Annotated in this window: 20 protein-coding genes; 10 read left to right on the forward strand and 10 right to left on the reverse strand. The window is 45.1% G+C overall.

Annotated features, from left to right (window positions below; translation table 11 throughout):
- Positions 1–140 precede the first annotated feature (140 nt).
- The 4 genes from dnaK to rsgA all read left to right on the forward strand — a co-directional run bounded on the left by dnaK (position 141) and on the right by rsgA (position 4,819).
- On the forward strand, positions 141–2,141 hold the full coding sequence (dnaK, locus tag ACT7WV_RS00205; protein WP_445100951.1) for a molecular chaperone DnaK: 2,001 nt from the start codon (positions 141–143) through the stop codon (positions 2,139–2,141).
- Between the two features lie 163 nt (positions 2,142–2,304).
- Positions 2,305–3,429 carry a molecular chaperone DnaJ gene (gene dnaJ / locus ACT7WV_RS00210; RefSeq protein ID WP_445100952.1) on the forward strand — a complete coding sequence of 375 codons (1,125 nt, stop codon included), beginning with the start codon at positions 2,305–2,307 and terminating at the stop codon, positions 3,427–3,429.
- The gene (locus ACT7WV_RS00215; RefSeq protein ID WP_445100953.1) at positions 3,426–3,695 is read left to right on the forward strand and encodes a sulfurtransferase TusA family protein; all 270 of its coding nucleotides are present in this window, start codon (positions 3,426–3,428) and stop codon (positions 3,693–3,695) included. Before dnaJ ends, ACT7WV_RS00215 begins: the two co-directional genes overlap by 4 nt.
- On the forward strand, positions 3,692–4,819 hold the full coding sequence (rsgA, locus tag ACT7WV_RS00220; RefSeq protein WP_445100954.1) for a small ribosomal subunit biogenesis GTPase RsgA: 1,128 nt from the start codon (positions 3,692–3,694) through the stop codon (positions 4,817–4,819). Before ACT7WV_RS00215 ends, rsgA begins: the two co-directional genes overlap by 4 nt.
- 117 nt (positions 4,820–4,936) lie before the next feature.
- On the opposite strand, the gene ACT7WV_RS00225 is transcribed toward rsgA, so the two are convergent.
- The 3 genes from ACT7WV_RS00225 to aroF all read right to left on the reverse strand — a co-directional run bounded on the left by ACT7WV_RS00225 (position 4,937) and on the right by aroF (position 6,928).
- Positions 4,937–5,380: a hypothetical protein gene (locus ACT7WV_RS00225; RefSeq protein ID WP_445100955.1), complete on the reverse strand. Its 444-nt coding sequence runs from the start codon at positions 5,378–5,380 to the stop codon at positions 4,937–4,939.
- A 75-nt stretch (positions 5,381–5,455) separates the two neighbouring features.
- Positions 5,456–5,911 (reverse strand): hypothetical protein, encoded by a 456-nt coding sequence (locus tag ACT7WV_RS00230; protein ID WP_445100956.1) that lies wholly within the window; start codon positions 5,909–5,911, stop codon positions 5,456–5,458.
- Positions 5,912–6,061: 150 nt separating this feature from the next.
- Entirely contained in the window at positions 6,062–6,928 is an 867-nt protein-coding gene (gene aroF / locus ACT7WV_RS00235; protein WP_445100957.1) for a 3-deoxy-7-phosphoheptulonate synthase, read from the reverse strand.
- A gap of 1,467 nt (positions 6,929–8,395) precedes the next feature.
- Here aroF and ACT7WV_RS00240 point away from each other — a divergent pair.
- Positions 8,396–9,031, forward strand: a complete 636-nt coding sequence (locus tag ACT7WV_RS00240) for a DUF6658 family protein (RefSeq protein ID WP_445100958.1) — start codon at positions 8,396–8,398, stop codon at positions 9,029–9,031.
- A 96-nt stretch (positions 9,032–9,127) separates the two neighbouring features.
- Here the strand turns inward: ACT7WV_RS00240 and larC are convergent, their stop codons facing one another.
- A complete protein-coding gene (larC, locus tag ACT7WV_RS00245) occupies positions 9,128–10,528 on the reverse strand; it encodes a nickel pincer cofactor biosynthesis protein LarC (RefSeq protein WP_445100959.1) in 1,401 nt (466 codons plus the stop codon).
- An 8-nt stretch (positions 10,529–10,536) separates the two neighbouring features.
- Between larC and ACT7WV_RS00250 the strand changes: the two genes are divergently transcribed.
- From ACT7WV_RS00250 to ACT7WV_RS00265, 4 genes are all read left to right on the forward strand, one after another.
- Positions 10,537–10,680 carry a hypothetical protein gene (locus ACT7WV_RS00250; protein ID WP_445100960.1) on the forward strand — a complete coding sequence of 48 codons (144 nt, stop codon included), beginning with the start codon at positions 10,537–10,539 and terminating at the stop codon, positions 10,678–10,680.
- Positions 10,681–10,733: 53 nt separating this feature from the next.
- A complete protein-coding gene (locus ACT7WV_RS00255; protein ID WP_445100961.1) occupies positions 10,734–11,396 on the forward strand; it encodes an L-threonylcarbamoyladenylate synthase in 663 nt (220 codons plus the stop codon).
- A gap of 435 nt (positions 11,397–11,831) precedes the next feature.
- Positions 11,832–13,043 (forward strand): HetZ-related protein, encoded by a 1,212-nt coding sequence (locus ACT7WV_RS00260; protein WP_445100962.1) that lies wholly within the window; start codon positions 11,832–11,834, stop codon positions 13,041–13,043.
- Between the two features lie 502 nt (positions 13,044–13,545).
- Entirely contained in the window at positions 13,546–14,256 is a 711-nt protein-coding gene (locus tag ACT7WV_RS00265; protein ID WP_445100963.1) for a PHP domain-containing protein, read from the forward strand.
- A 1,218-nt stretch (positions 14,257–15,474) separates the two neighbouring features.
- On the opposite strand, the gene ACT7WV_RS00270 is transcribed toward ACT7WV_RS00265, so the two are convergent.
- The 6 genes from ACT7WV_RS00270 to ACT7WV_RS00295 all read right to left on the reverse strand — a co-directional run bounded on the left by ACT7WV_RS00270 (position 15,475) and on the right by ACT7WV_RS00295 (position 20,816).
- Positions 15,475–16,161, reverse strand: a complete 687-nt coding sequence (locus tag ACT7WV_RS00270) for a response regulator transcription factor (RefSeq protein WP_445100964.1) — start codon at positions 16,159–16,161, stop codon at positions 15,475–15,477.
- 19 nt (positions 16,162–16,180) lie between these two features.
- Entirely contained in the window at positions 16,181–17,242 is a 1,062-nt protein-coding gene (locus ACT7WV_RS00275; RefSeq protein ID WP_445100965.1) for a glycosyltransferase family 2 protein, read from the reverse strand.
- A 164-nt stretch (positions 17,243–17,406) separates the two neighbouring features.
- Positions 17,407–17,613 (reverse strand): hypothetical protein, encoded by a 207-nt coding sequence (locus ACT7WV_RS00280; RefSeq protein WP_445100966.1) that lies wholly within the window; start codon positions 17,611–17,613, stop codon positions 17,407–17,409.
- Positions 17,594–17,758, reverse strand: coding sequence for a hypothetical protein (locus ACT7WV_RS00285; protein ID WP_445100967.1), 165 nt, complete (start codon positions 17,756–17,758; stop codon positions 17,594–17,596). Before ACT7WV_RS00285 ends, ACT7WV_RS00280 begins: the two co-directional genes overlap by 20 nt.
- A 583-nt stretch (positions 17,759–18,341) precedes the next feature.
- The gene (mraY, locus tag ACT7WV_RS00290) at positions 18,342–19,463 is read right to left on the reverse strand and encodes a phospho-N-acetylmuramoyl-pentapeptide-transferase (protein ID WP_445105542.1); all 1,122 of its coding nucleotides are present in this window, start codon (positions 19,461–19,463) and stop codon (positions 18,342–18,344) included.
- Positions 19,464–20,177: 714 nt separating this feature from the next.
- Positions 20,178–20,816: a DUF1361 domain-containing protein gene (locus tag ACT7WV_RS00295; RefSeq protein WP_445100968.1), complete on the reverse strand. Its 639-nt coding sequence runs from the start codon at positions 20,814–20,816 to the stop codon at positions 20,178–20,180.
- 296 nt (positions 20,817–21,112) lie between these two features.
- Here ACT7WV_RS00295 and ACT7WV_RS00300 point away from each other — a divergent pair, with 296 nt between their 5' ends.
- Positions 21,113–21,916 carry an SAM hydrolase/SAM-dependent halogenase family protein gene (locus ACT7WV_RS00300; protein ID WP_445100969.1) on the forward strand — a complete coding sequence of 268 codons (804 nt, stop codon included), beginning with the start codon at positions 21,113–21,115 and terminating at the stop codon, positions 21,914–21,916.
- The last annotated feature ends 72 nt before the right edge of the window (positions 21,917–21,988 follow it).

The following is a 21,988-nucleotide window of genomic DNA, read 5'->3' on the forward strand; positions in this document are numbered from 1 at the left end:
GCTATAGAGAGGTAATCTGTATCAGTCTCTAAAACTGATTAAAAATAAGAGTCGAGGAAACTGAGCCAGGTTAATGCTATTAATGGCGTCTGGTTCAATCCGCAATTAAAAAACTTTACATATCTTTATGCCGAAGCACTATGGGAAAAGTCATTGGCATCGACCTGGGCACGACCAATAGTTGCGTCGCTGTTTTAGAAGGGGGTCAGCCCATCGTCATTCCAAACTCGGAGGGTGGTCGCACTACTCCGAGTATGGTAGGGTTTGGTAAAACAGGCGATCGCTTAGTGGGTCAGCTAGCAAAGCGGCAGGCAGTGACCAATGCAGATAACACTGTGTACAGCATTAAGCGCTTTATCGGGCGTCGGTGGGATGACACCGCAGCCGAGCGGTCGCGCGTAACCTACACTTGTGTCAAAGGTCGCGACGATACCGTCGATGTCAAAATTAGGGGTCGTGATTACACACCCCAAGAAATTTCCGCGATGCTCCTGCAAAAACTCAAGAAGGATGCCGAAGATTATATCGGCGAACCCGTTGAGCAAGCGGTAATCACTGTTCCTGCCTATTTTACAGACGCCCAGAGGCAAGCAACTAAAGATGCTGGCACAATTGCCGGTCTTGAAGTACTGCGAATCATCAACGAACCAACCTCTGCTTCTCTTGCCTATGGTCTAGACAAGCAGGATGAAGAGCAGCTAATCCTTGTGTTTGACTTGGGGGGCGGCACTTTTGATGTGTCTGTCTTGCAGCTAGGAGACGGCGTATTTGAAGTGAAGTCAACTGCCGGGAACAACCATTTAGGAGGGGATGACTTCGATAATGTAATTGTTGTCTGGATGATTGAAAACTTCAAGGCAACGGAGAGTATTGATCTGGGAACAGATAAAATGGCTCTTCAGCGCCTGCGGGAAGCTGCTGAGAAGGCCAAAATCGAACTCTCCAGTATGGTTACAACCTCCATCAACCTGCCGTTCATCACCGCCGATGAAACAGGACCCAAGCATTTGGAGATGGAGCTATCGCGAGCGAAGTTTGAAGAACTCAACAGCGAACTAATAGAAGGGACAATCGCTCCGGTGACCCAAGCCCTTAAAGACTGTGACTTGAAGCCAGAAGAGATTAACCGCATTCTTCTAGTTGGTGGCTCTACCCGTATCCCAGCTGTACAGAACGCCATTAAGAAGTTCTTTGGTGGTAGGTCGCCAGAGCGCTCAGTTAATCCAGATGAAGCCGTAGCACTAGGAGCGGCCATTCAAGGCGGCGTTCTGGGTGGTGAGGTGGAGGATTTGCTACTACTGGACGTGATTCCCCTGTCACTGGGCATTGAGACCTTAGGAGAAGTCTTCACCAAAATTATTGAGCGGAATACTACTATCCCTACTAGTAAGTCCCAGGTATTTTCTACAGCGACAGACGGACAAACCTCTGTAGAAATTCATGTATTACAGGGTGAGCGAGCTATGGCTAAAGATAACAAAAGCCTTGGCAAGTTTTTGCTCACCGGTATTCCTCCAGCACTCCGTGGCGTCCCTCAAATTGAAGTATCCTTTGATATAGATGTTAATGGGATTCTGAAAGTCTCGGCCACCGATAAGGGTACAGGCAGAGAGCAAAGCATCCGGATTACTAACACCGGAGGCTTGAGCGCCACTGAAGTGGAACAGATGCGTCAAGAAGCAGAGGAATACCGAGAGGCAGATATCCGACGCAAGCAACTGGCAGAACTCAAAAACCAATTTGATAGCCTAGTTTACAGCTTGGAGTCCACTCTCCAGGACAACGATCAGCTGTGGATCAAGTTAATGAGTGAGAACCCTCAGGCTACAGTGCTTCAGGTACAGGCTAATCAAGAAAAGGAACAAATTCCCCAGCTAATGGCAGATAGCTCTCTGACTGTGGAGGAAGTTAAACAAAAAGTCAACGACTTCCAGCAAACCGTGTTTGCAATTGGGGGAATTCTTGCCTCTGATACTGCTGACATTCCAGAATCAGAAGACTTTGAATCGGTTGAGGAACATAACAACGTTCCAGATACCCACACTAACGCTCAATCCACTACAGATAAAGAAGAAGACTTGATTTTCGATTTCGATGAGGAGACTGTGACAGCTGACTACGAAGCCGTGGATATTGACTAAAGCTAATTCCAAAAGCCAAGTAGCACTCAGCTTGTTTTTTTGATAGACATAATAGTAAGTAGATACAAGTGATCCTAAAATGCGCCATTGGTTGCTTTAGTTTAATCACCTGAGTCATACTAAACCTGCCCCCACTAAATAATAAAACACAGATCAGCGCTCTATGGCTGACTATTACGAAATTATTGGCGTCTCTCGCGACGCCGACAAAGAGGAAATCAAGCGTGCTTTCCGTCGCCTTGCTCGGAAGTATCACCCTGATGTCAACAAAGAATCAGGGGCAGAAGAGCGCTTTAAGGAAATTAATCGGGCTTACGAAGTCCTTTCAGAACCAGAAACCAGAGCACGATACGACCGCTTCGGAGAAGCTGGTATCGGGTCGGGCGCAGGAGCTGGCTATCCAGATTTCGGCGACATGGGTTTTGCCGATATTTTTGAAAGTTTCTTCAGTGGCTTCACAGGCGGAGTTGGCCAGCAAACTGGTCGCCGGCGTGGAGGTCCAGTTAGGGGTGACGACCTAAGGCTAGACTTGAAACTGGAATTCAAGGAAGCCATATTTGGTGGAGAGAAAGAAATCAGGATTCCTCATTTAGAAACCTGCAAAGTCTGTAATGGCAATGGTGCCAAACCAGGAACCAGACCTCGTACCTGCCCTACCTGTAGTGGTTCAGGTCAAGTACGTCGCGCCACCCGGACACCCTTTGGCAGCTTCACCCAAGTCTCTGTATGTCCAACCTGTAATGGTGAAGGACAAGTAATTGAGGATAAGTGCGAATCTTGTGGAGGCGCAGGCCGCAAACAAGAAACGAAAAAGCTCAAAATTACGATCCCCGCAGGAGTAGATAATGGCACGCGCCTGCGTGTTTCGGGGGAAGGAGACGCTGGCGTGCGCAATGGTCCTCCCGGAGACTTATACGTTTACCTATTTGTTAAGGAACACGAAGAGTTTCAACGGGACGGCATTAACATCCTGTCGGAAATGAAGATTAGCTATTTGCAGGCAATTTTGGGCTGTTGTCTAGAAGCCAATACAGTAGATGGACCAGTGGAGTTAACGATTCCTCCAGGAACACAGCCTCATACTGTTCTGACACTAGAAAATCACGGTGTTCCCAAATTGGGTAACCCTGTGAGTCGCGGTGATCACTTGATCAAGATTTTGATTGATATCCCCACCCGGCTCACTTCTGAGGAACGGGAACTGCTCACCAAACTAGCGGAGATTAAGAGTGAACGCACAGGAAGAGGTGGTATAGAAGGGTTCTTAGGAGGGCTGTTTCGCGGATGAGCAATCAAGCTCCAGTGGACACTAACCCAAAGCCTGATGCCGAGCTGGATTTGCGCGGGACGCCTTGCCCAATTAACTTTGTGCGCACCAAGCTCCGCCTAGAGCAAATGACTCCTGGGACTTTACTAGAAGTTTGGCTTGACCCTGGAGAACCTGTTGAGCAGGTACCGGATAGTTTGGTGATGGAGGGCTACCTAATAGAAGCCCTCCAAGAGTGCGATAATTACTTTGTTCTCCAGGTACGACGTCCACTGGCGTCTCCATGAAGGGAATACCATCTAACAGCAAAACTGCTGAATTGTCCACATCTTTACTAGGTACAGTTTTAGCAGTACAAGCAAACTTTTACCAAGTACAACTAGAAAGAGGGTTTGACCAGGGTCAATTGAGTTTTAAAGGTTCAAGCCAAACCTCAAACCTTAAACCTGTAAACCTACTATGTACTCGTCGCTCCCGGCTGAAAAAAATTGGTCAACGGGTAATGGTAGGCGATCGCGTACTGGTGGAAGTTCCTGACTCAACAGCTGAACGAGGGGCAATTAGCGAAGTGCTGCCTCGCCGAACACAGCTAGATCGCCCTCCAGTCGCCAATGCAGATCAAATCCTTCTAGTCTTTGCCCTAGAAGAACCAACTTTGGATCCCTACCAGCTGAGTAGATTTTTGGTGAAGGCAGAGTCTACCTGCTTAAATGTCTGTTTGTGTCTCAATAAAAGTGATTTAGTTACCCCAGAACAACGGATTCGGTGGCAACAGCGTCTGGCAGAGTGGGGCTACCAACCTTTATTTATCAGTGTTTACACTGGCAGGGGTCTAGAAAAACTGAGTGATTTGTTGAACCAGAAAATCACTGTCTTTGCTGGTCTCTCAGGTGCCGGTAAATCTAGTCTTATTAATCAGTTAGTTCCTCAGATTAACTTGCGAGTGGCAGAAGTCACTAACAAACTGGGTCGAGGACGCCACACTACCCGGCATGTTGAACTATTTGAATTACCCAGAGGCGGTTTGTTGGCAGATACCCCCGGCTTCAATCAACCCGACCTTAACTTTGAGCCGGCTAATTTAGCTTATTACTTCCCAGAAGCACGACAGCGTTTAGCTTTGCGCAACTGCCAATTCAGTAACTGCCTGCACCGCGATGAGCCTAACTGTGCGGTTCGAGGAGATTGGGAACGCTACGAGCATTACCTAAGCTTTTTGGTAGAAGCGATCGCACAGCAAGAATTCCTCAAGCATCAACCTGATTCAGAATCTAGTACAAAGCTAAAAATTAAAGGTTCCGGTCAACATCAATACGAGCCGAAGCTAGAAAACAAGAAATATCGCCGTCCTTCCCGTCGTACTCAGCAACAAGCTCTGGAAGAAATTTATCAAGAGGCTGATGATTTTTGAGCATCTTCCTACCAACTTGCTAAGACTATAACCAAAAGTAATGGGAATTAGGAGTCAGAACATAAGCTGATTCTGAATTTTCCCTAAACAAAACAGAACGGGCAAAAAAACAGCACATCAAAGTACATTTTTGAGCGTCTCCGAAATATGACCTGGGAAGAAGTTAATACCCAGGGCAGATTTAGTTAAATAAGCAAAAAGTAAAATCAAGGCACTCAATCCCAGGTTAATACCTATCAACAAAATTGCTGCTGCCACCAGATTACCAATTCTGGTTATTTTCTTGGAAGTATATTGACGCTGTTTTTTTCGCCGATCCTTCCCGACAAATAAAACTATATAGAAGCGAGAAAATATGAGATCAACAACCACTCTAAAATCTACTATTTTGGGTGAAGGCTTAGGAATAGCCTGGTTTAATACAGAGGTAATTGCCTGAATTTGTTCCCCAGTGAAGCTATCTAAGATATCGGCATCAATTTGTTGCAAATAGTAGCTAGGGGTTCTTGAGTTATAGTCAGGTACACTAAGTTGCTTTTGAGGTGATAAGGCTCTTTTCAATGGGTTAACTTCCTTTTTTAAGGCAAATGTTTGTCAGTTTACCAAGGCTCATAAAATCAATAACTACGCGGAAAACTAATTACTAAAGCCAAACAAAAACCCCCGATCTATTATCCTACCGATGCCAAATCCTAACCAGGTAACAAGTATCAGGAGCCAAAAAGCGTGGACGTTACTCCAGTCAACTGATTTCATTGCTTTTTTAGCGAAAGCTAAAGTCAAAACTAAAATCAATCCGAGAACCCAGCCTAAACCAAGAGAGCCTGCCCAAACAGCGATTCCAGTTCCCTGAAAGCTCCTAGGCCAGGCATAAGCTAAAGCTCCACCCCAGACTACGGCAACAATCCAAGCTACAGCTAAAGCTATAGCATCGGAACCAACCCAAGCAAGATGTAAAGTCACAGCTTGAGTCCCAGCTAATGTCAACCAGTGAGCATTATAGTTAGACAGAAGCCAACCAACTAAGACAGATTCCCAAAAAATTGCAGCCATATATAGCCAGTAAAGTCGATTCCCGTATGGCATTAACATAGTGATAAGTTACGATGTTTGTTCGGCTACATCGTAGCTATCTTTGAGCAAAACTGTAATCAGTAAAAACCCTGAAGATAATCTGGGAAATTCTCTATTTGTTCTTATTTAAGACGAGGGGTAAAGCAATGCTTTACCCCTCACTTTTTTCTACATTAAAGAACTAACAGCCAATGGGGAAAGAGGGAAAGATTCAGCAATCTGCCGCCCCACTGCAACCGCAACCGGCCGTAATTCACGAACTAAATTAACCATATTTTCTAAAGAAATTGCTTGACGAGCATCCGATAATGATTTTTCCGGTTCTGGATGACACTCAATAATCAGTCCATCTGCGCCACTAGCAACAGCAGCTTTTGCCAGTGGCGCTACCAATTCCCGCTTACCTACTGCGTGAGAGGGATCGACAATTACCGGTAAATGAGTAAGCTGCTTGAGGGCTGCCACAGCTCCCAAATCTAATACATTGCGGGTATAATCATCGAAACTGCGGATACCCCGTTCACACAAAACCACCTGAGAATTACCGTGGCTGAGGATATATTCTGCCGCCATGACAAACTCCTCAATTGTCGCAGCAAGTCCCCGCTTCAGCAGTACAGGCTTGTCCACCTGACCTAGAGCTTTTAGTAAATCAAAGTTTTGCATATTACGACTGCCTACCTGAAGCATATCAGCGTGGGTAGCAACAGATTCAATTTGAGCAATCGACATTACCTCAGTCACAACTGGAATCTGGTGACCCGATCGCACTTCCGACAAGATCTCTAGTCCTTCAAGTCCTAATCCCTGGAATGAGTAGGGTGATGTTCGGGGTTTGTAAGCGCCACCCCGCAGCGCCTGCACTGGTGCTGCTTTTAGTGCAGTTGCGACTTTCTCCATCTGCGGTCTATTTTCGACTGTACAAGGGCCAGCGATAATCACAAGTTCTGCACCACCGAAAGCAACTTGTTCTGAAAGTCGAACAATTGTCTGGTGGTCGGAGTGAGACTGTATAGCAAGTTTGGCATTTAACATGATCAAGATTTCTCTGCAATGATAATGGGACGAAAAAAACCCGGTTCCTTTAGGGTTCCGGGTTGCAACAAATAGTTAGCAAGAGCTTTACCTACCCGGAATTAGTTCTGGGCCAAAAGTAAAAACCAAAAAACCAGTTGATCAAGTAGGTTGTCATTGATTGCTTCTATCCTTCAACTTCCTTAAAAAACAAAAAAACCGCAGATTTTGCTCTGCGGTTCACCGGGGGATTCCATACGGAACTCCATTCACCTCCGGTGAACCTCCCTAAACCAATACCAAAATAAAAACTGAAAGCTGGTGCTGAACATTTTTGGTGCGCTCTTAAGAATAATCGAAGCGATTCCTAGAATCCTTACACCCTAGCAAGTCTGATAGGCTGCGTCAATACTTGTAGCTTCAAATTTGCCAAGAGATACTGTAAAGCCCCAAATCCCGGCTTTTTACTTTCCTGAGTTTATTTACTACTCAGCCTGCCTGCTACTTTTTTTTTAAGCTATTCTGATGGTCAATTAGATAGTTTTTAGCGGCTAAAAACCAAGTAGGTGTGCACAAATAAAGGAACAATGTCAGATGATATAACTATAACCCTCTGGCTATAAGGGAATTAGCTGTTCGGTTTTTGTGTTTATTTATACCCACCTACTTATCTAAGGAAATAATTTATTGTCCGCGAGTCTCGGAAGGTAAATTCAGAAAACAACGTGCAGTTTATTAAGGATTTACAAAACCAGTACCGGGTAAAAAGAATTCGGTTGATTTGGGATGTAGCCAGTTATTACAAGTCAGACAAAGTTAAAGATTTTTTTTTGCACCAGTTAATGAGCATGATTAACCAGGACAGTAGTCAAGTACTTGTGTAGTTTTTGCCCCGAATCGACTCGCACAAAATCCTGTAGAAAATATTTGGTTACAGCTCAAGAGTTTTTTGAGAAAGTTTTGGTATTTGTGTAAAATTTTTTCCCGGTTATCAAGTGGCTATTTAAATTATTTACTAATCATCCAAAACTTGATTTATCTAGGTTTTGCAGATACTACCTGCGTTCAGAACTAAAATATAACCGCCATATTTAAGGTCTATACCGTAATTTACTCTACTTTTGTCTAGGCAAACTTCGATAAGGCTGAGGGTGAGTGGTCATTCGTAAACGATACCAAAAATAAATCTCTCCAAGGTTATAAAAAAGCTGGTTTTGTTAATCAAAAGAATGCCACCTTTGCTAGAGGCGTCGGATATCCTCGTCCTTATATCCTAAGCAAGGTTGCCGAAAGATAACTGCTATAAGTTTCTGGGTCAGAGAAATAGTTGAATACAGCAGCTTGAGTTCAACTTCATAAGTTCACTCGTTTGCTCATTTTATTTAAGTGAGGAAAATCTAGAGAGCTGCCAAGCTGTTAACATTCTCGTGTCTAGGAATTTTGTGAGTAGCTTTCAGGCTCAAAACTCAGTTTAGAGGAAAAAATTGTATGAACAAAGTAATTGCTTACTTAAAAAATATTCGGTGGACTCAAATCTTAACGGTATTTCTGGCTGGCGTCTTAGTATTTGTGAGCAGCGCTTGCAGTGGTACAGCCTCAGCTAAAACTGATGCTCAACTCAGAAAAGAAGGTGTGAATTCCGCTTACCAAGGCGGCATGAACAACTACTCTGATGCCGATCCCAGAAGAGACACCGCACCAGCCGGAGCAAAAGCCAAGACTCTAATAGACAATGCCAAGAAAAACCTCAACCAGTCTGTAGATAGTCCTGGGGAACTTGGTGAGAATATTCGCCAAGGCGCGCCTCTTGGCAAAAGAATTGAGCGACTTGGAGAAAATGTAGGTAAGTCTACACAAGAGGTCACAGAAGACTTAAGCAAGGGTACTCAGAGAGGCGCTCGCAATATCCGAGAAAATACCCAGAATGCGGCAGAAGATGTCAGCAAAACTGCTAGCCGCTCAGCTGAAGACGCGAAAGACCAAGCTCAGAAAGCAGCTAGAGACGTCAGCCAAAAAACATCCAGAGCAGCCGAGGATGCTGCTGACTTTGTGGGAGACAAAAGCAATCAAGCGACAAAAGCTACGCAGCGGGTTGTGGAAAACGCAACTGACGCGATTGATTAGTATCAAAAGTTAGATAAAATCAATCCAACCAGCTTGGTCACGTTCCGCTGGTTGGATTTCTCCTCGATATTCTAAATTTACTGTTCCCATCACAGTTCATGGCAGAACTGACTTGTGCCGCCGATACCAAGCATCTAGAGCCAACTGATGTATCTCGCGCCAGGGCAAACTGTATTTCCTTGCCAGCGAAGCACAATCTTCGTATTCTGGTTGCACGTTAACGACTGTCTTCTTGCCCGCGGGTTGGTGAGTGGCTACCTTCACACGCACCAACCCATAGTCCGTCTGAACCTCATCGATATGCCGCTGCAAAACAGCACGTTGCTGGGTCAGGCGGCGGATGCCTAGAGTGGTAGTTTCCCGGAATAAAACTTCTTCACAGGTGCTTAAGTTCTCTGGCGGACAAATAACGGCCAGCAACACTCCTGGACGAGACTTCTTCATGCCAATTGCCTGCGTAAAGACATCCACAGCACCAGCGCTAAAAAGTGCCTCAAATACATAACCAATTGCCTGGGGACTTAAATCATCGATTTGAGTTTCCAGTACACAAATAGTTTCTAGGGAGTATTGAGTGCTCGGTTGTTCTTGAAAGGCTATAGCTTGAGAGTTGGCGGGTTCAAATTTAAACTTTTCTGAGGACTGACCAATCCAGAGTCGCAGGATATTGGGAATGGCTAGCTGTGCCGAGCCTGCACCACAACCAACTTGCTCAATGGTCATTGCTGGTGGTGCACCAAAGCTAATCGCAAGGGTAGTAGCGATCGCAGCCCCCGTCGGTGTCACTAGTTCTCGCTCAATTCCATTACTGTAAACTGGCACTTGACGAGATTCCCACAATTTTAGAACGGCTGGTACTGGTACTGGTAGTTGACCATGGGCGGCCCGCACTATACCACTGCCAGTGGGGAGAGCCGAACAGTAAAGTTGGTTAATCCCTAACCAATCTAACCCCAAACAAGTACCCACAATATCTACAATGGCATCAGTAGCTCCCACTTCATGAAAATGAACTTTTTCGGGCGCTATACCATGTACTGCTGCTTCTGCCTCTGCCAGTTTATGGAAGACAGCAAGGCTCGAACGACAAACTTGTGGCGGTAAGTTGGCAGCTTTAATTAGTTGCTCAATGTCTTGCAAGTGTCGTGTTGGCAAGGTTTTGGGGATATCTTGCTGGTCAGCTTGTTGGTGCCAGGTGTGTGTGGATGAATCCGTGACTGCTTGGTCATGCTGCAAGTCCTGTGAGTGAACATGCTCTTTGCCATCGTCAAGGTTATGATTGTGCTGGTTAAAACTGAACAAATCTACATAAACTTTCGTTGCCAACTGACCATTGCGATGGACACTTTCGGCTCTCAACCGATACTCCTGCTCAATACCTAGTCCTGCCAGCTTTTCAATTAAATACTCTAGCGGTACACCCGCCGCGACAAGTGCTCCTAAACACATGTCACCGGAAATTCCTGTCTGACAATCCAGGTACGCTAGCTTTGTCATAAATCGATATGTCCCCTGTCCGGCATTTATCCCTACCCTACTTGCTTCGAGACTGCTTTAGTCAACCAGGTTCTCTTCACTCAACTTTTCCTCAACAGTGGGCTTGTGTGCAGCATTCCCTTTACGGTGTAGGTGACGAAGCAGCAGCTTGAGGACAAATCTGGTAACTTTTATGAGTTAATTGTTAAGACAAGAGAAAATCCCGATGGCTGATATTTATAGTGTTCATCCGGAAACACCTCAAATACGTCGAATAGAGAAAATAAGGGACGCACTGCAAGATGGTGCTGTGATGTTGTATCCCACAGATACCGTCTATGCCATTGGTTGCGACCTTAAAGTCAAATCTGCTGTAGAGCGAGTAAGGCGCTTGAAGCAGTTATCCAATGACAAGCCCCTAACATTTCTTTGTTCTTCTCTCTCAGATATTGCTCAGTATGCCTCTGTTAGTGATCCAGCTTATCGGATTATGAGACACTTGATTCCTGGGCCTTATACTTTCTTGTTACCAGCGACTAAGCTAGTACCAAAGCTAGTGATGAGTCCCAAGCGCAAAACTAGTGGTATCAGAGTTCCAGATCATCGCGTGTGTCAAGCGCTGCTCGAGTCATTGGGTAATCCTATTATTTCTACTTCAGCTCATCTACCAGACGAAGATGGCGAAAATCCGACACCTGAGCTAGAAAAGGCGAAGCTGTTTGACGCTCTCGACAGTTTGGTAGACATAATTGTAGAAGATGGCTCAGAACCTGGCTCTCAGGTATCAACCATCATAGACATGACTGACACTCAACCTGTGTTGGTGCGTAAAGGTCTGGGATGGGAGGTAGCCGAGGCTTGGCTTTTGCCGATGAGCCGCCGAGGGTAGAAGTGAGGGGCGGCCATTGCCAATGCCCCCTCAGTGGTGCAGTTTTTGCTTCTCAAAAGACCCCAGTAGTGAACGAACAATAGCTACAGCTAGCTGGCTGGGGCAAGAAACGAGGGGATTTAAATCAAACCAGTTTTCTGATTGTCCCACTAAGAACGGTTCTGGATGCTTTCTACAACCAGGGTAATTAAAATCATTCAAATGCATCTACTGTAAAGGTTTGCAGCCGTATGCTGAGCTGATAAGTTGCTACTGCTGCTAACTCTCAAATAGTCAGCTTGTCTTAGTCTCACAACCAAGAGACGATGGCTCAGGGTGGAGGTCTACATTCGGATTGTAGACAGCAACAGTGAGTGAACCGGGCAGGTCTTAGCTACCCAAACACTTTAACTGATGTCGTCACGATTCATAAAAGTAGTCTTTAGGGGCAATACCATGAATGTTAGGACTCCCAGGTCTATAAATCAAACTTCCCAGAGCAACGTTCACGCTCCGGAAAGTGCTCAAAAAACCGACATCAAAACTTTGAGCGAGCTGTTGCAATCACAACTGCAAGCCCATGCTGGTTCAAAATCCAGTATTATCCTTGCGGTGGCAAATCGGATCGCCCTAGAAGTAGAAAGGATTTGCCGCAAGAGCCATCGCATCCAAAAGAGCGGTCAAGTACGTTCCTGGCAATTAACCCTGGCACATCACCGATTGCAAAAGTGTCTGGAGTATTACCGCTTGGGTTCTAGACAAGGTCGTATCGAGCTGCACGGTAACTTGAGTGTTATAGTGTATCGCCATGTGGCAATACCTCAATCTAATTTAAGCTTTTCCGCTCGCTACAACTTAATTGAAGACTTTTTGCAAGACTTTTATGCTGAGTCCCTGAAAGCTTTTCGGCGAGAACATCAAGTGGATGAGGCTTACACTCCCCGTATCCAGCTAGAATTAGCAGAGTATATGGCTTTTACAGAGCAATATGCTAAGCGACGTATTACCCTGCCTAATCAGAGTAGTCAGCAACTAATCGTACTGAGAGCACAAAGTTTTGCTAGACGCCAGCCCAACGAAACCTCTTTGGATATTGAACAGGCTGTTGAATTTGGTAAGAGTGATGAAGCCCATGAGCAAAACCGTTCACCGGTAGCGCAACAGGTGCGAGCCCGCCTAGTGGCTCAAACCATTGACCCCAGCGAGGCTGTTTTGCGCGATCGCGTCGTCTCCGAGCTGGTGCAATACCTAGATGCTCAAGGTCACTCTGACTGCGCAGATTACCTGGTCTTAAAGCTACAAGACTTGGCTGCGCCAGAAATAGACGAACTCCTCGGTCTAACGCCCCGCCAACGTGACTACCTGCAACAGCGCTTTAAGTATCACGTAGAAAAATTCTCTCGCTCTTCTCACTGGAAACTAGTACATCAGTGGCTGGGGGTAGAGCTTGAACAAAAACTAGGAATGTCTACCGAGCAGTGGGAGATATTTATCGCTCAACTTGATGAGTCACTCAAGCAGCTATTGCAACTCAAACAGGCTCATAAGAGTGATACTGAGATTGCTCAAGCTCTGAATATCACCCCCAAAAAAGTGCAGAAGCGTTGGACTGAGATACTGGCAGTAGCTTGGCAGACTCGTAACTCAGCTCTAAAAAGCGAAGAGTAGGGACTGTGCAATGGCAAAGGATGTTGCCTTGTGTACGGAGTTCGATAGAGGAGGCATGATCCACATCAGGGTATACTCCTCTAAAAAAGCTATTTACTGCTACTTATTGCGGCTTGAGGCTTCTGTTGCTTTAGTCCCAATTCCTAACTTGTATAACCCCATAACAGGATGGTGATCGCTAACATCTCGTCATAATTTCGTTTCAATTAACATCCCTTAGATTGGAGAGTTGAGCTACCGACAAAAGATAATTTTCTCTAGTGGATTTTTACTCCTGGGTCAGCAATAGCTACTAGTAACCGAGAGAAAGCTTAACTTGCTAAAGTTTCTCTAATCCTCTGCCTCAAGACTTCGGAGAGTCGATTTGACTAACTTTTGCTAAGGTAATGTTAACAATTAAAAACTATGACCGATTACCTTCCTCCAGGCGTACCACCTGTGGCAGTTGAACTTAGTCTCTGGTTAGTTAGATCACACAAATAACATATAGTAGTAGGCAGTTATGGCGGTTAACATTACTCAAGCTTCCGCTTTACCCCAGGTATCGGCACAAAACCAGCAAGTGCTCCGGCAAGTCTGGGAAAACATTCAGCCGGAAAGTTGTCCGACATCCTACAACTTTCATATGCATACTGTTTGTTCTGATGGTAGACTCAAGCCCCAAGAATTGATCGAACAGGCGGTAGCTATTGGTCTTAAGGGCTTAGCAATTACTGACCACCACACTGTCCGTGGCTATCAGCTAGCTCAAAACTGCGTTGAATACTTGCAGCAGCAATCATCACATCCTGGCTTGCTCCCTTACCTCTGGACTGGTGTTGAGATTACCGCTGAGCTTTTAGATACGGAAGTTCACATTCTGGGCTACGCCTTTGACCCTGAACATCCAAGTTTACAGCCCTATCTAGGAGGCGAAGCGCTTCATAAAGCGGATGCTCAGGCAGCAGCGGTAATTTTTGCTCTTCATAAAGCAGGTGGCTTGGCCGTCTTGGCTCACCCGGCTCGTTACCGACGTTCTGCTAACGAGTTGATTCCCGCAGCAGCTCGATTAGGTATTGATGGAGTCGAAACCTACTACGCTTACGCCAATCCTGATCCTTGGCAACATAGCCCCAAACAAACTAAGCAAGTCAAACAGCTAAGCGCCGCCTACAACTTGCTTAACACCTGCGGTACAGATACTCATGGTTTAAGTTTACTTAAACGTCTGTAACTGACTTAATGGGGATTTTGGCTTCAGAAGCGACCCATACTAATCAGCTTCAAATAGCAAAAGTTCCCCCGTTTACAACCAAGGTTAACGGGGGATAACTTCTCAATATTCATCAAAACCAATATTGATTAAGACTTAGCTGCTCTTTCTAGGAAAAAGCTTGCTTTCAACTTTGAGACTAAGCTAACAGGGCTGTTCAACACTACGCTAAAAGTCTCTAAGAGAAGAGGTTCTCATTGTGAATATTGCCATGCAAACTGCTTATTAAAAAGCACCACTTTGCATCATCATCAGCAGAAAAACACCAACGCTAGTTGCTACCAAAACAACTCCTAAAGCAACTGACTGACCTAAATGTGTTGGCTTTTGTGAAGCTTTCATTATTTTTTATTTATTTGTTGAGAATGTATGATGAAGATAACAGAATTTTGTAGGATTTGATGATAAAAAGACAAGTTTCTTAATCAAAAGCAAATGAGCTTAACATCTCTAGGGAATACTAGGTTGCTAGCCGAAGACTCAGACTTGATAGCTGATAGACTTTACGTACCATAGCCAACGGCTAATCGGATTGGAAGCCAGCAGAACTGTAAAGCCGCGTGGCAGAAGTTAAGCTCTGGCTATCGACACCAAGCTTCATCTGAGGAATTCCTGCTATCTTGAACTGCCTCATCAGAGCCAGTAAAATTCCTCTTGCTAGCCCCTTGTTAAAGACTGTTCACATTCAATTTAGTAACATTACCTCTGAGAAAGACTGAAGACAGGCGAAACAGCCCTCGTCATCAATTAAGCTAAATTAATGCTCTCATCCCTGGAATTTATACCCACTAATAATTCAGCCAATTTAATTAACTTACAGAAAGCTATTTCCTAATTCTAATTCAGACTTTCCGGCGTGCAAGCTCTATTTTTTGTGGAGCTAATAAAGCTTGTACATACCAATCTGCCACACCTAAATTCGGTATAGCTGCTGCTCTAGAAAGAAATTTCCCTTAGCTTGAGGCGAAAAACCTCGCCCTTGGTAATACATAAAAGTTCCACTTCCGGGTCAATTTAGCTCACGTTTGTACTTCTAGCTTCTCTTATTCACCCGGATGGTACGACTCGGCACCTTAAAATCGTACAAACCTAGCTGGGCAAACTATAGCCTAGTTAAGACTACTTCTAAGAATCGACAGAGAGCAAAATTTTTAATATAAACAAAAAGGAATCAATCGTTTACTGAGTTAAACCATGTTCGAGAGCGTAGCGTACTAACTCTGTACGGCTGTTGGTTCCCGTCTTACTAAACAGGCGGCTGACATACTTTTCAACATTGCGGACACTTGTGTTGAGCCGTCGAGCTATTTCTTTATTCATCAACCCTTGAGCTACTAAGTCTAAAACACTCTGTTCTCGCGGCGTTAAGTCAATCCGGATGGGCGGAGGCGTTGCAGAAATACCACTACGCCCCTGCAACATTTCCTTGATTGCGGCAATTTGTGCCTTGATATCTTCTAAATCTGTGCTGCCGTCAGCCGACGCAAATGTTGCCTTACGACGCTCTAGCAGGTTCTCAACAATTGCTACCAATTCGTCGGGGTCAAAGGGCTTTGGTAGATAGGCATCGCAGCCTGCCTGATAGCCCAAGATGCGGTCTGAGGTCATGCCTCTGGCTGTCAGGAACACTACTGGCAGTGACTTGAAACGAGGGTCATCTCGCATCTGCTTAAGGAACTGATACCCATCAACCTGAGGCATCATGACATCAGAAATCACCAAGTCTGGTGTTCTTTGTTGTAACATCTGCCAAGCATCAGTAGCGTTACTAGCAACTTCTACACTGAAATCGCTTTCTTGCAAATAATCTTTAACGGCCTCCCGCACTCCCGGCTCATCGTCTACCAATAAAAGTTGTGCCGACATCTATCCTCCTGAACCACGATTAATTTTGATTTAATTTCAATTTAGCGGAAATTGTTGGCTTTCCTTGTCCAGAATGCTTTTGGTTGCTAATACTTGAGGAATTAGGTAACCACTCAATTTCTTTGGCTTTTTCTGGCAGTTGTGCTGACTTTTGTCCTTGAGAACGTGCTCTAGCACTCAAAATACTCAGAGGTGTACTAAGGATATCGATGGCGGGTGCCTTGCCGGCTAGAGCTTTAACACTATTAACTGGCAATTCCTTGACCAACCAGCGACCGAGCCAATAGAGATATTCTTGAGCTTTCTTTTCTGGCATCAAATCAACGCCGTGTAGTTCGTGCAAGTAGCGGTTAGAGCAACCGTATCGCTGCCATTGATTTTGGTATTCCCGAAGAGTAGCACGATGTCGGTGTTCAACAACCGCCTCTGGGGCAATTCTAAGCTGCCAGTGGCTTTGCAACAGGATGCGCCAGCATAAATCGGCATCGCCGCCCGTAGTCAGGTGAGGGCGGAACAAACCTACTTGTTCAACTGCCTGCCGCCGGAGTGCTAAATTAGCCGTTTGACCATAGGGGCAAAAGTTATGCTTTAAAGTGTGTTGCTGGGACAAAACTCGATGGCGTTCAGCGTATTTTTCCAGCAGAGTTTTACCAGCTTTACCCACAATTTCACCAACCACGATTCCTACTTCATGCTCTGCAAACAGAAGGATTAAGGACTCTAACCAATCGGGGTGAGGACGACAATCAACATCTGTGAAGACAAGAAACTCACCCTTAGCAGCCCGAATCCCCGTATTGCGGGCAGCGTAGGAGCTTTGAATTTCTTTTTCCTCAAGGAATCGGAGGGTTATTCCTAGGGATTTTTCCTCAGAGACTAGTTGTTCAAATAGAGCAGCAGTGCGATCATCACTTCCATTGTCTACTAAGATATATTCTACCTGTTGGGCTGGGTAGCTTTGCCCCTGCAAGCAACCGATGAGTTCTACCAAATCAGCCTCGCCATTGTAAACTGGCACAATCACCGAGATTTTGGGTTTGTAACTAGCAGCTTCCGAGTAATCAGCTTGATTCAGGTTCATGGGCTCTCATCTTTAGAGACTGGAGTTGTTGGCTTTGGTGTTTCCTGTTGTAGTTAATTATCTACTACTCAACCTGGTCTAAAACAGGTGCAGGATCTCCGGTAATTAGAAACCCCCCCTTAAATCTCTATCTTGACCCTAATTTAACTCTTACGGAGGCTAATTTAATAGCGCAGAACCGCCGCTGCCGTTACTTTGGCTGGAACCTGAGCTGGTTCTACACTAAAGACATTACCACCGTTCAAAAAGGTATAAATCGCTGCCAAATCTAATAGATCTTCGTCACCAGCCTGTTTTTGCTCATGCAACTGCACGCTGACACTTTGTGGATCGAAGCTACCCCAGTGTTGCTTACCTAAGGTAACAAACAAAGTCTTGAGCTACGAAAATCGCTAGACCGTTATTTTGGTGACGCCAGAATTGACCATGATCAAGTTCTTGAGCTTTTTTGAGCAGATCCTGTGCATCTGAGCTACGTAAACCTTGCTCTACTAGACGTTCCTCGGCTTCCCGCATCAGATTTTTGAAGCGAATCGGGTCTTGCCGGATTTCTGGCCCTGCTTGATGAGTTGGTAGATAGATGGATAATGGATAGACAATGTCCTTTTTGATTATTTAGCAGTCTTTTTAGTTCGTTTGTAGAAAATAGTGCCATATTTGACTTCTTTTGACTTTACGGCAAATGCTCAAGAACTAATTGGCAAACCTGCGGACACCATTGGCGCTGGGGTTGCCGTAAGCATCAACCTTTAATAAATAAGGCTGTAGTTAAGCCCTCTAAGTTCCAGCCGTTCAAGTCAATTGGAGCGCAAACTGTCGGTTAATTCATCCTTCCTGGGATAGGAAAATTCGACTGGATGGCAGTCTAGGATGACCTGTGATCCATAGTTGTCGCTCTTGTCTCACCTATCCACTAAGTTGGAGCGTACTCGGTATAAGCGTTATAAGCGTTGGTAACCTTCAGACTAGAATGAAAAACCCCCTAATACCCAAATTAATGGACGAGGGGGTTGTTTTTGTTAATTACATCCTTGAAGGATGAGGCAGCAAGGAAAGTTAATTGTTCTGGTATTTCGGCTTTTTTCGTGCCGTAGTTTCCCTAAATGCCTGTGTTCAAAGCCAAACAAGACAAGACCAAAATACCGTTAATTAGATAAAACGCACCCACAATTTGTGTTTCTGACCAACCAGTGAGTTCGAGATGATTATGAAACGGTGACATTTTAAACAAACGCTTACCAACGCCGTTAGCGTCTTTTGTGGCTTTGTAGTAACCAACTTGGGCAATGACAGATAGAGACTCCACAAAGAAAATGCCTGACAGGATAAATAGGCACCAGAGGTTTTGACTCAAAAGTCCTACCGCTGCTAAGGCAGCTCCCAAGGATAGAGAACCTGTATCACCCATAAAAACCGCAGCTGGGTTACGATTATGAACAACAAAGCCTAGGCAAGAGCCACTCATACAGCCACAAAAAATCATTAGACCAGGGTAGCTGGGAGCGATTAATGCTCCTAGTCCGAGCAAAGCCACTGCACAGGTTCCTGCTGCTAGACCATCTACACCATCTGTGAGATTCGTGGCATTACTTTCTGCCACCAGTACGAAAGCAGCCAAAGGCCAAAACAGCGCCCCTAATGGTAGAAGGAAGCCTGCCGGTAAACTGATGGTGGTAATACTTGCTGGCTGACTCCAAGCTAACCACAAACAAAACAGCACTGCGCAGCCAACTTGGAACGCCAGTTTTAGACGAGCTGAGATTCCTTTGTTAGACCGATGTCGTACAATCTGCCAATCATCAAGCCAGCCAATTCCTGCATAAGCAAGGGTGACCGCTGAGACTGCCAATACAGGTACAAAGTCTTGCACCCTCATGAACAGTCCTGACCACACAAGCGCAACTAACACTGCCGCTGGTACAAAAAACACCCCGCCCATGGTTGGAGTGCCTGCTTTTCTCAGATGAGTTTGAGGACCGTCCTCTCGAATAAACTGCCCTACTTTGAGCTTTCTCAGCAGAGGGATTGCCCAGTACCCCAGGCCAGCACTAATCAGAGCACATATCCACAGAGGCAAAGTAATGGAGTTCGCCGCCAGAGGCAATCGCCCTGCGGCCCCATCGATAACTATTGCTGTCAAGCTTAAGCCAACTGCCAGCAACGTCAGTAGCCTCGCTCCAGTAAGATTTAAAGATCTACCATAAGATATTTTTACTTCTATCACGGACTTTCTATCCCTTTCTCGAACATCCTCACACACGCGATTAATTGCGTTCTGACTATTCCCGTGCGACCCACGGCACTGATGGGAATCGTAACATCTGCGGGGCTTTCTCACTAGACCTTTCCAGCAAATTTACCTATGAGTAACTCATTACAAGTAACCGTAAATCTAGCTGTACAAGCCGTTAGCAATAGAAGAGCAACTCCACTAGTAATTTTAATTAAGACATAACCAGCTTCTACAGCCAATAAAGTTTGACCCCAAAAAGGGGTATGAAAGGCTACAAAATCCCATTAGTTTCTGTTGCCAGTCTCTATGTTGGTTGTATATTGTGCACCGTGTTTCTTGGTGGGCCACAACTACCCCACGGCTGATGGCTTACTGCAATCAACAAAGAACCAATGCTAGTAAGCTGTCTTCCTTCGCTACTTCTTCTTACAGTCGCTGAAAAAAATATCCTGATTATTTTGCTGAAAGTTTTAGATTACTTAGTGATGGCACTATTCATTCAAGGGCTACTGACTTCAGCAAAAGCTTGATTACTGAAGGTTCTGAAAGTTCTTCCTTCGTCTGCTAGCTTGCCAAAAATTCCCCTGTTGAAACAAGTTAGCTGTTCCAACAGGGGAATTTTTCTCTTACTCAAGCCCACAACCAATCAAGGTGACTGGGGCAAAATAGCTTACCAGGAGAAGGTGATTGAATCCTAACGTCTTAATCAGAAGCGGTGCCGTCGGAGCCTTTTTCACGCATTCTGAGTATAAGTCCGAGAGTTACCTGCTTCATTAGCCAGTAGAATACCGCTATCACCACAAAGGTGACTGCTATCACCAGTACTGGGCGCTTAGCAGTTAAATCATCGAGCACGCTATTGAGTACATCATTCGGTTGAGTAATGAAGTCCCAACTGTTGAAACGTCGGAATCTTCCCAAATAGACACCAATAGCGGATAGAGCATGGGTCATTAACTCAGCCCAAATAATAAATCTAGCTGCACCCTGCTGGCGTAAGTAGTAACCCAGGTTGATTAAGGAGATAACATAGGCTTCAAACCCAGCCAGGATCGCCAGCAAATGCTGGGGGATCACTACTAAGGTAATTACCCAAACTGAAAAACCAGCGCGAGTTGCTTTAATTAAGTGAATAATATCCGTTAACAAGTAAGGAGCATTGGGCAAAAAAGCGACGAAAACAAAAAATGCAACCCACCACACCAGGGAACGCCACTGAGAGTTCTTGCGAAATAGCCAAAAACTCAAAGCCAATGGTATGAAAGCCAAAAACAAATTCCAAATAATCCAGCCACTGTAAATTTCCCAAGCCTTCATGGCTTCAATAACTAGAGCTTTCATCGGCATTCCTTAAAGGCGAATTGAAACTGGTTAGTTTGCTAAGTAGTGCTGAAAAATAGTATAGCTATCTCAAAAATAGCAATTTAGCTGTTGGCTAATCATCAAGGCATTATTAGTGCTGGAAGTTGGATGAATAGCTCTTATTTCTGAATCATCTAAGGGATAGCTCTCAGCTGAGAGACGAACCTAATGACGTTGTTTTGAACTCCCATGCTAAGACTACAAATAGTTACCGGGTAGAAGCAAAATAATGTCGCGCATTCCATATTGCTCAAGTCCTGTTTTAATAGTTACAGATGTCTGACAAACGGCTCATCACTCTGCTGAGTGATTTTGGCTTAAGTGATGTTTATGTAGGCGTGATGAAGGGCGTTATTGCCCAAATTAATCCAGCCCTCACAGTAGTAGATCTCACTCATCAAATCTCCCCCCAAAACATCGCGGCGGCAAGATTCTGCCTGATGAACGCCTATCCTTACTTTCCGCAGGGTACAGTACATGTAGCAGTAGTTGATCCCGGAGTGGGAAGTCAGCGCAGAGCAGTTGCTGTGCAACTCAATACTGGTTTCTTGGTTGGGCCTGATAATGGTTTATTTAGCGGTATCTTAAGGCAAACAACAGCAGTAGCAGCAGTTGAGCTGATCAACCCCCAATACTGGGTGAAGGCTACACCGAGTACTACTTTTCACGGTCGAGATATCTTTGCTAGTGTCGGCGCACATCTTGCTAGTGGTGTGCCTCTAGAAAATCTGGGGAAAGTCGTTAATCCTAATACATTGATTGAGCTGGCTTTACCGGAAAAGAAGACTACAGCTACTGGTATTAAAGGTTGCATCCAATATATTGACCATTTCGGTAACTTAGTTACTAACATCTGTGCTGCTGAGGTTCAGGGGAAAACTTGGTCGATTGTTGCCAGTGACTACAGGATACCAATGGGTCAAACCTATAGCGATTGCCAACCGGGAGAAGTGGTTAGCTTTATTGGTAGTCATGATTGGTTAGAAATTGCCGTTAACGGTGGTAGCGCCCAGTCTCAGCTGCATTTGGATTGGCAAGCCGCTGTTGAAGTAGTGCTGACTGAAGAATCAAAAGGTTAAAGTTGAGAAAACATCTAACACGGATGTCTATCAAAAAGTGCAGCGTAATCATGGCCGCGCTTTTGGCTGTGG

The sequence above is a fragment of the Symploca atlantica LB2515 genome, assembly GCF_052546295.1.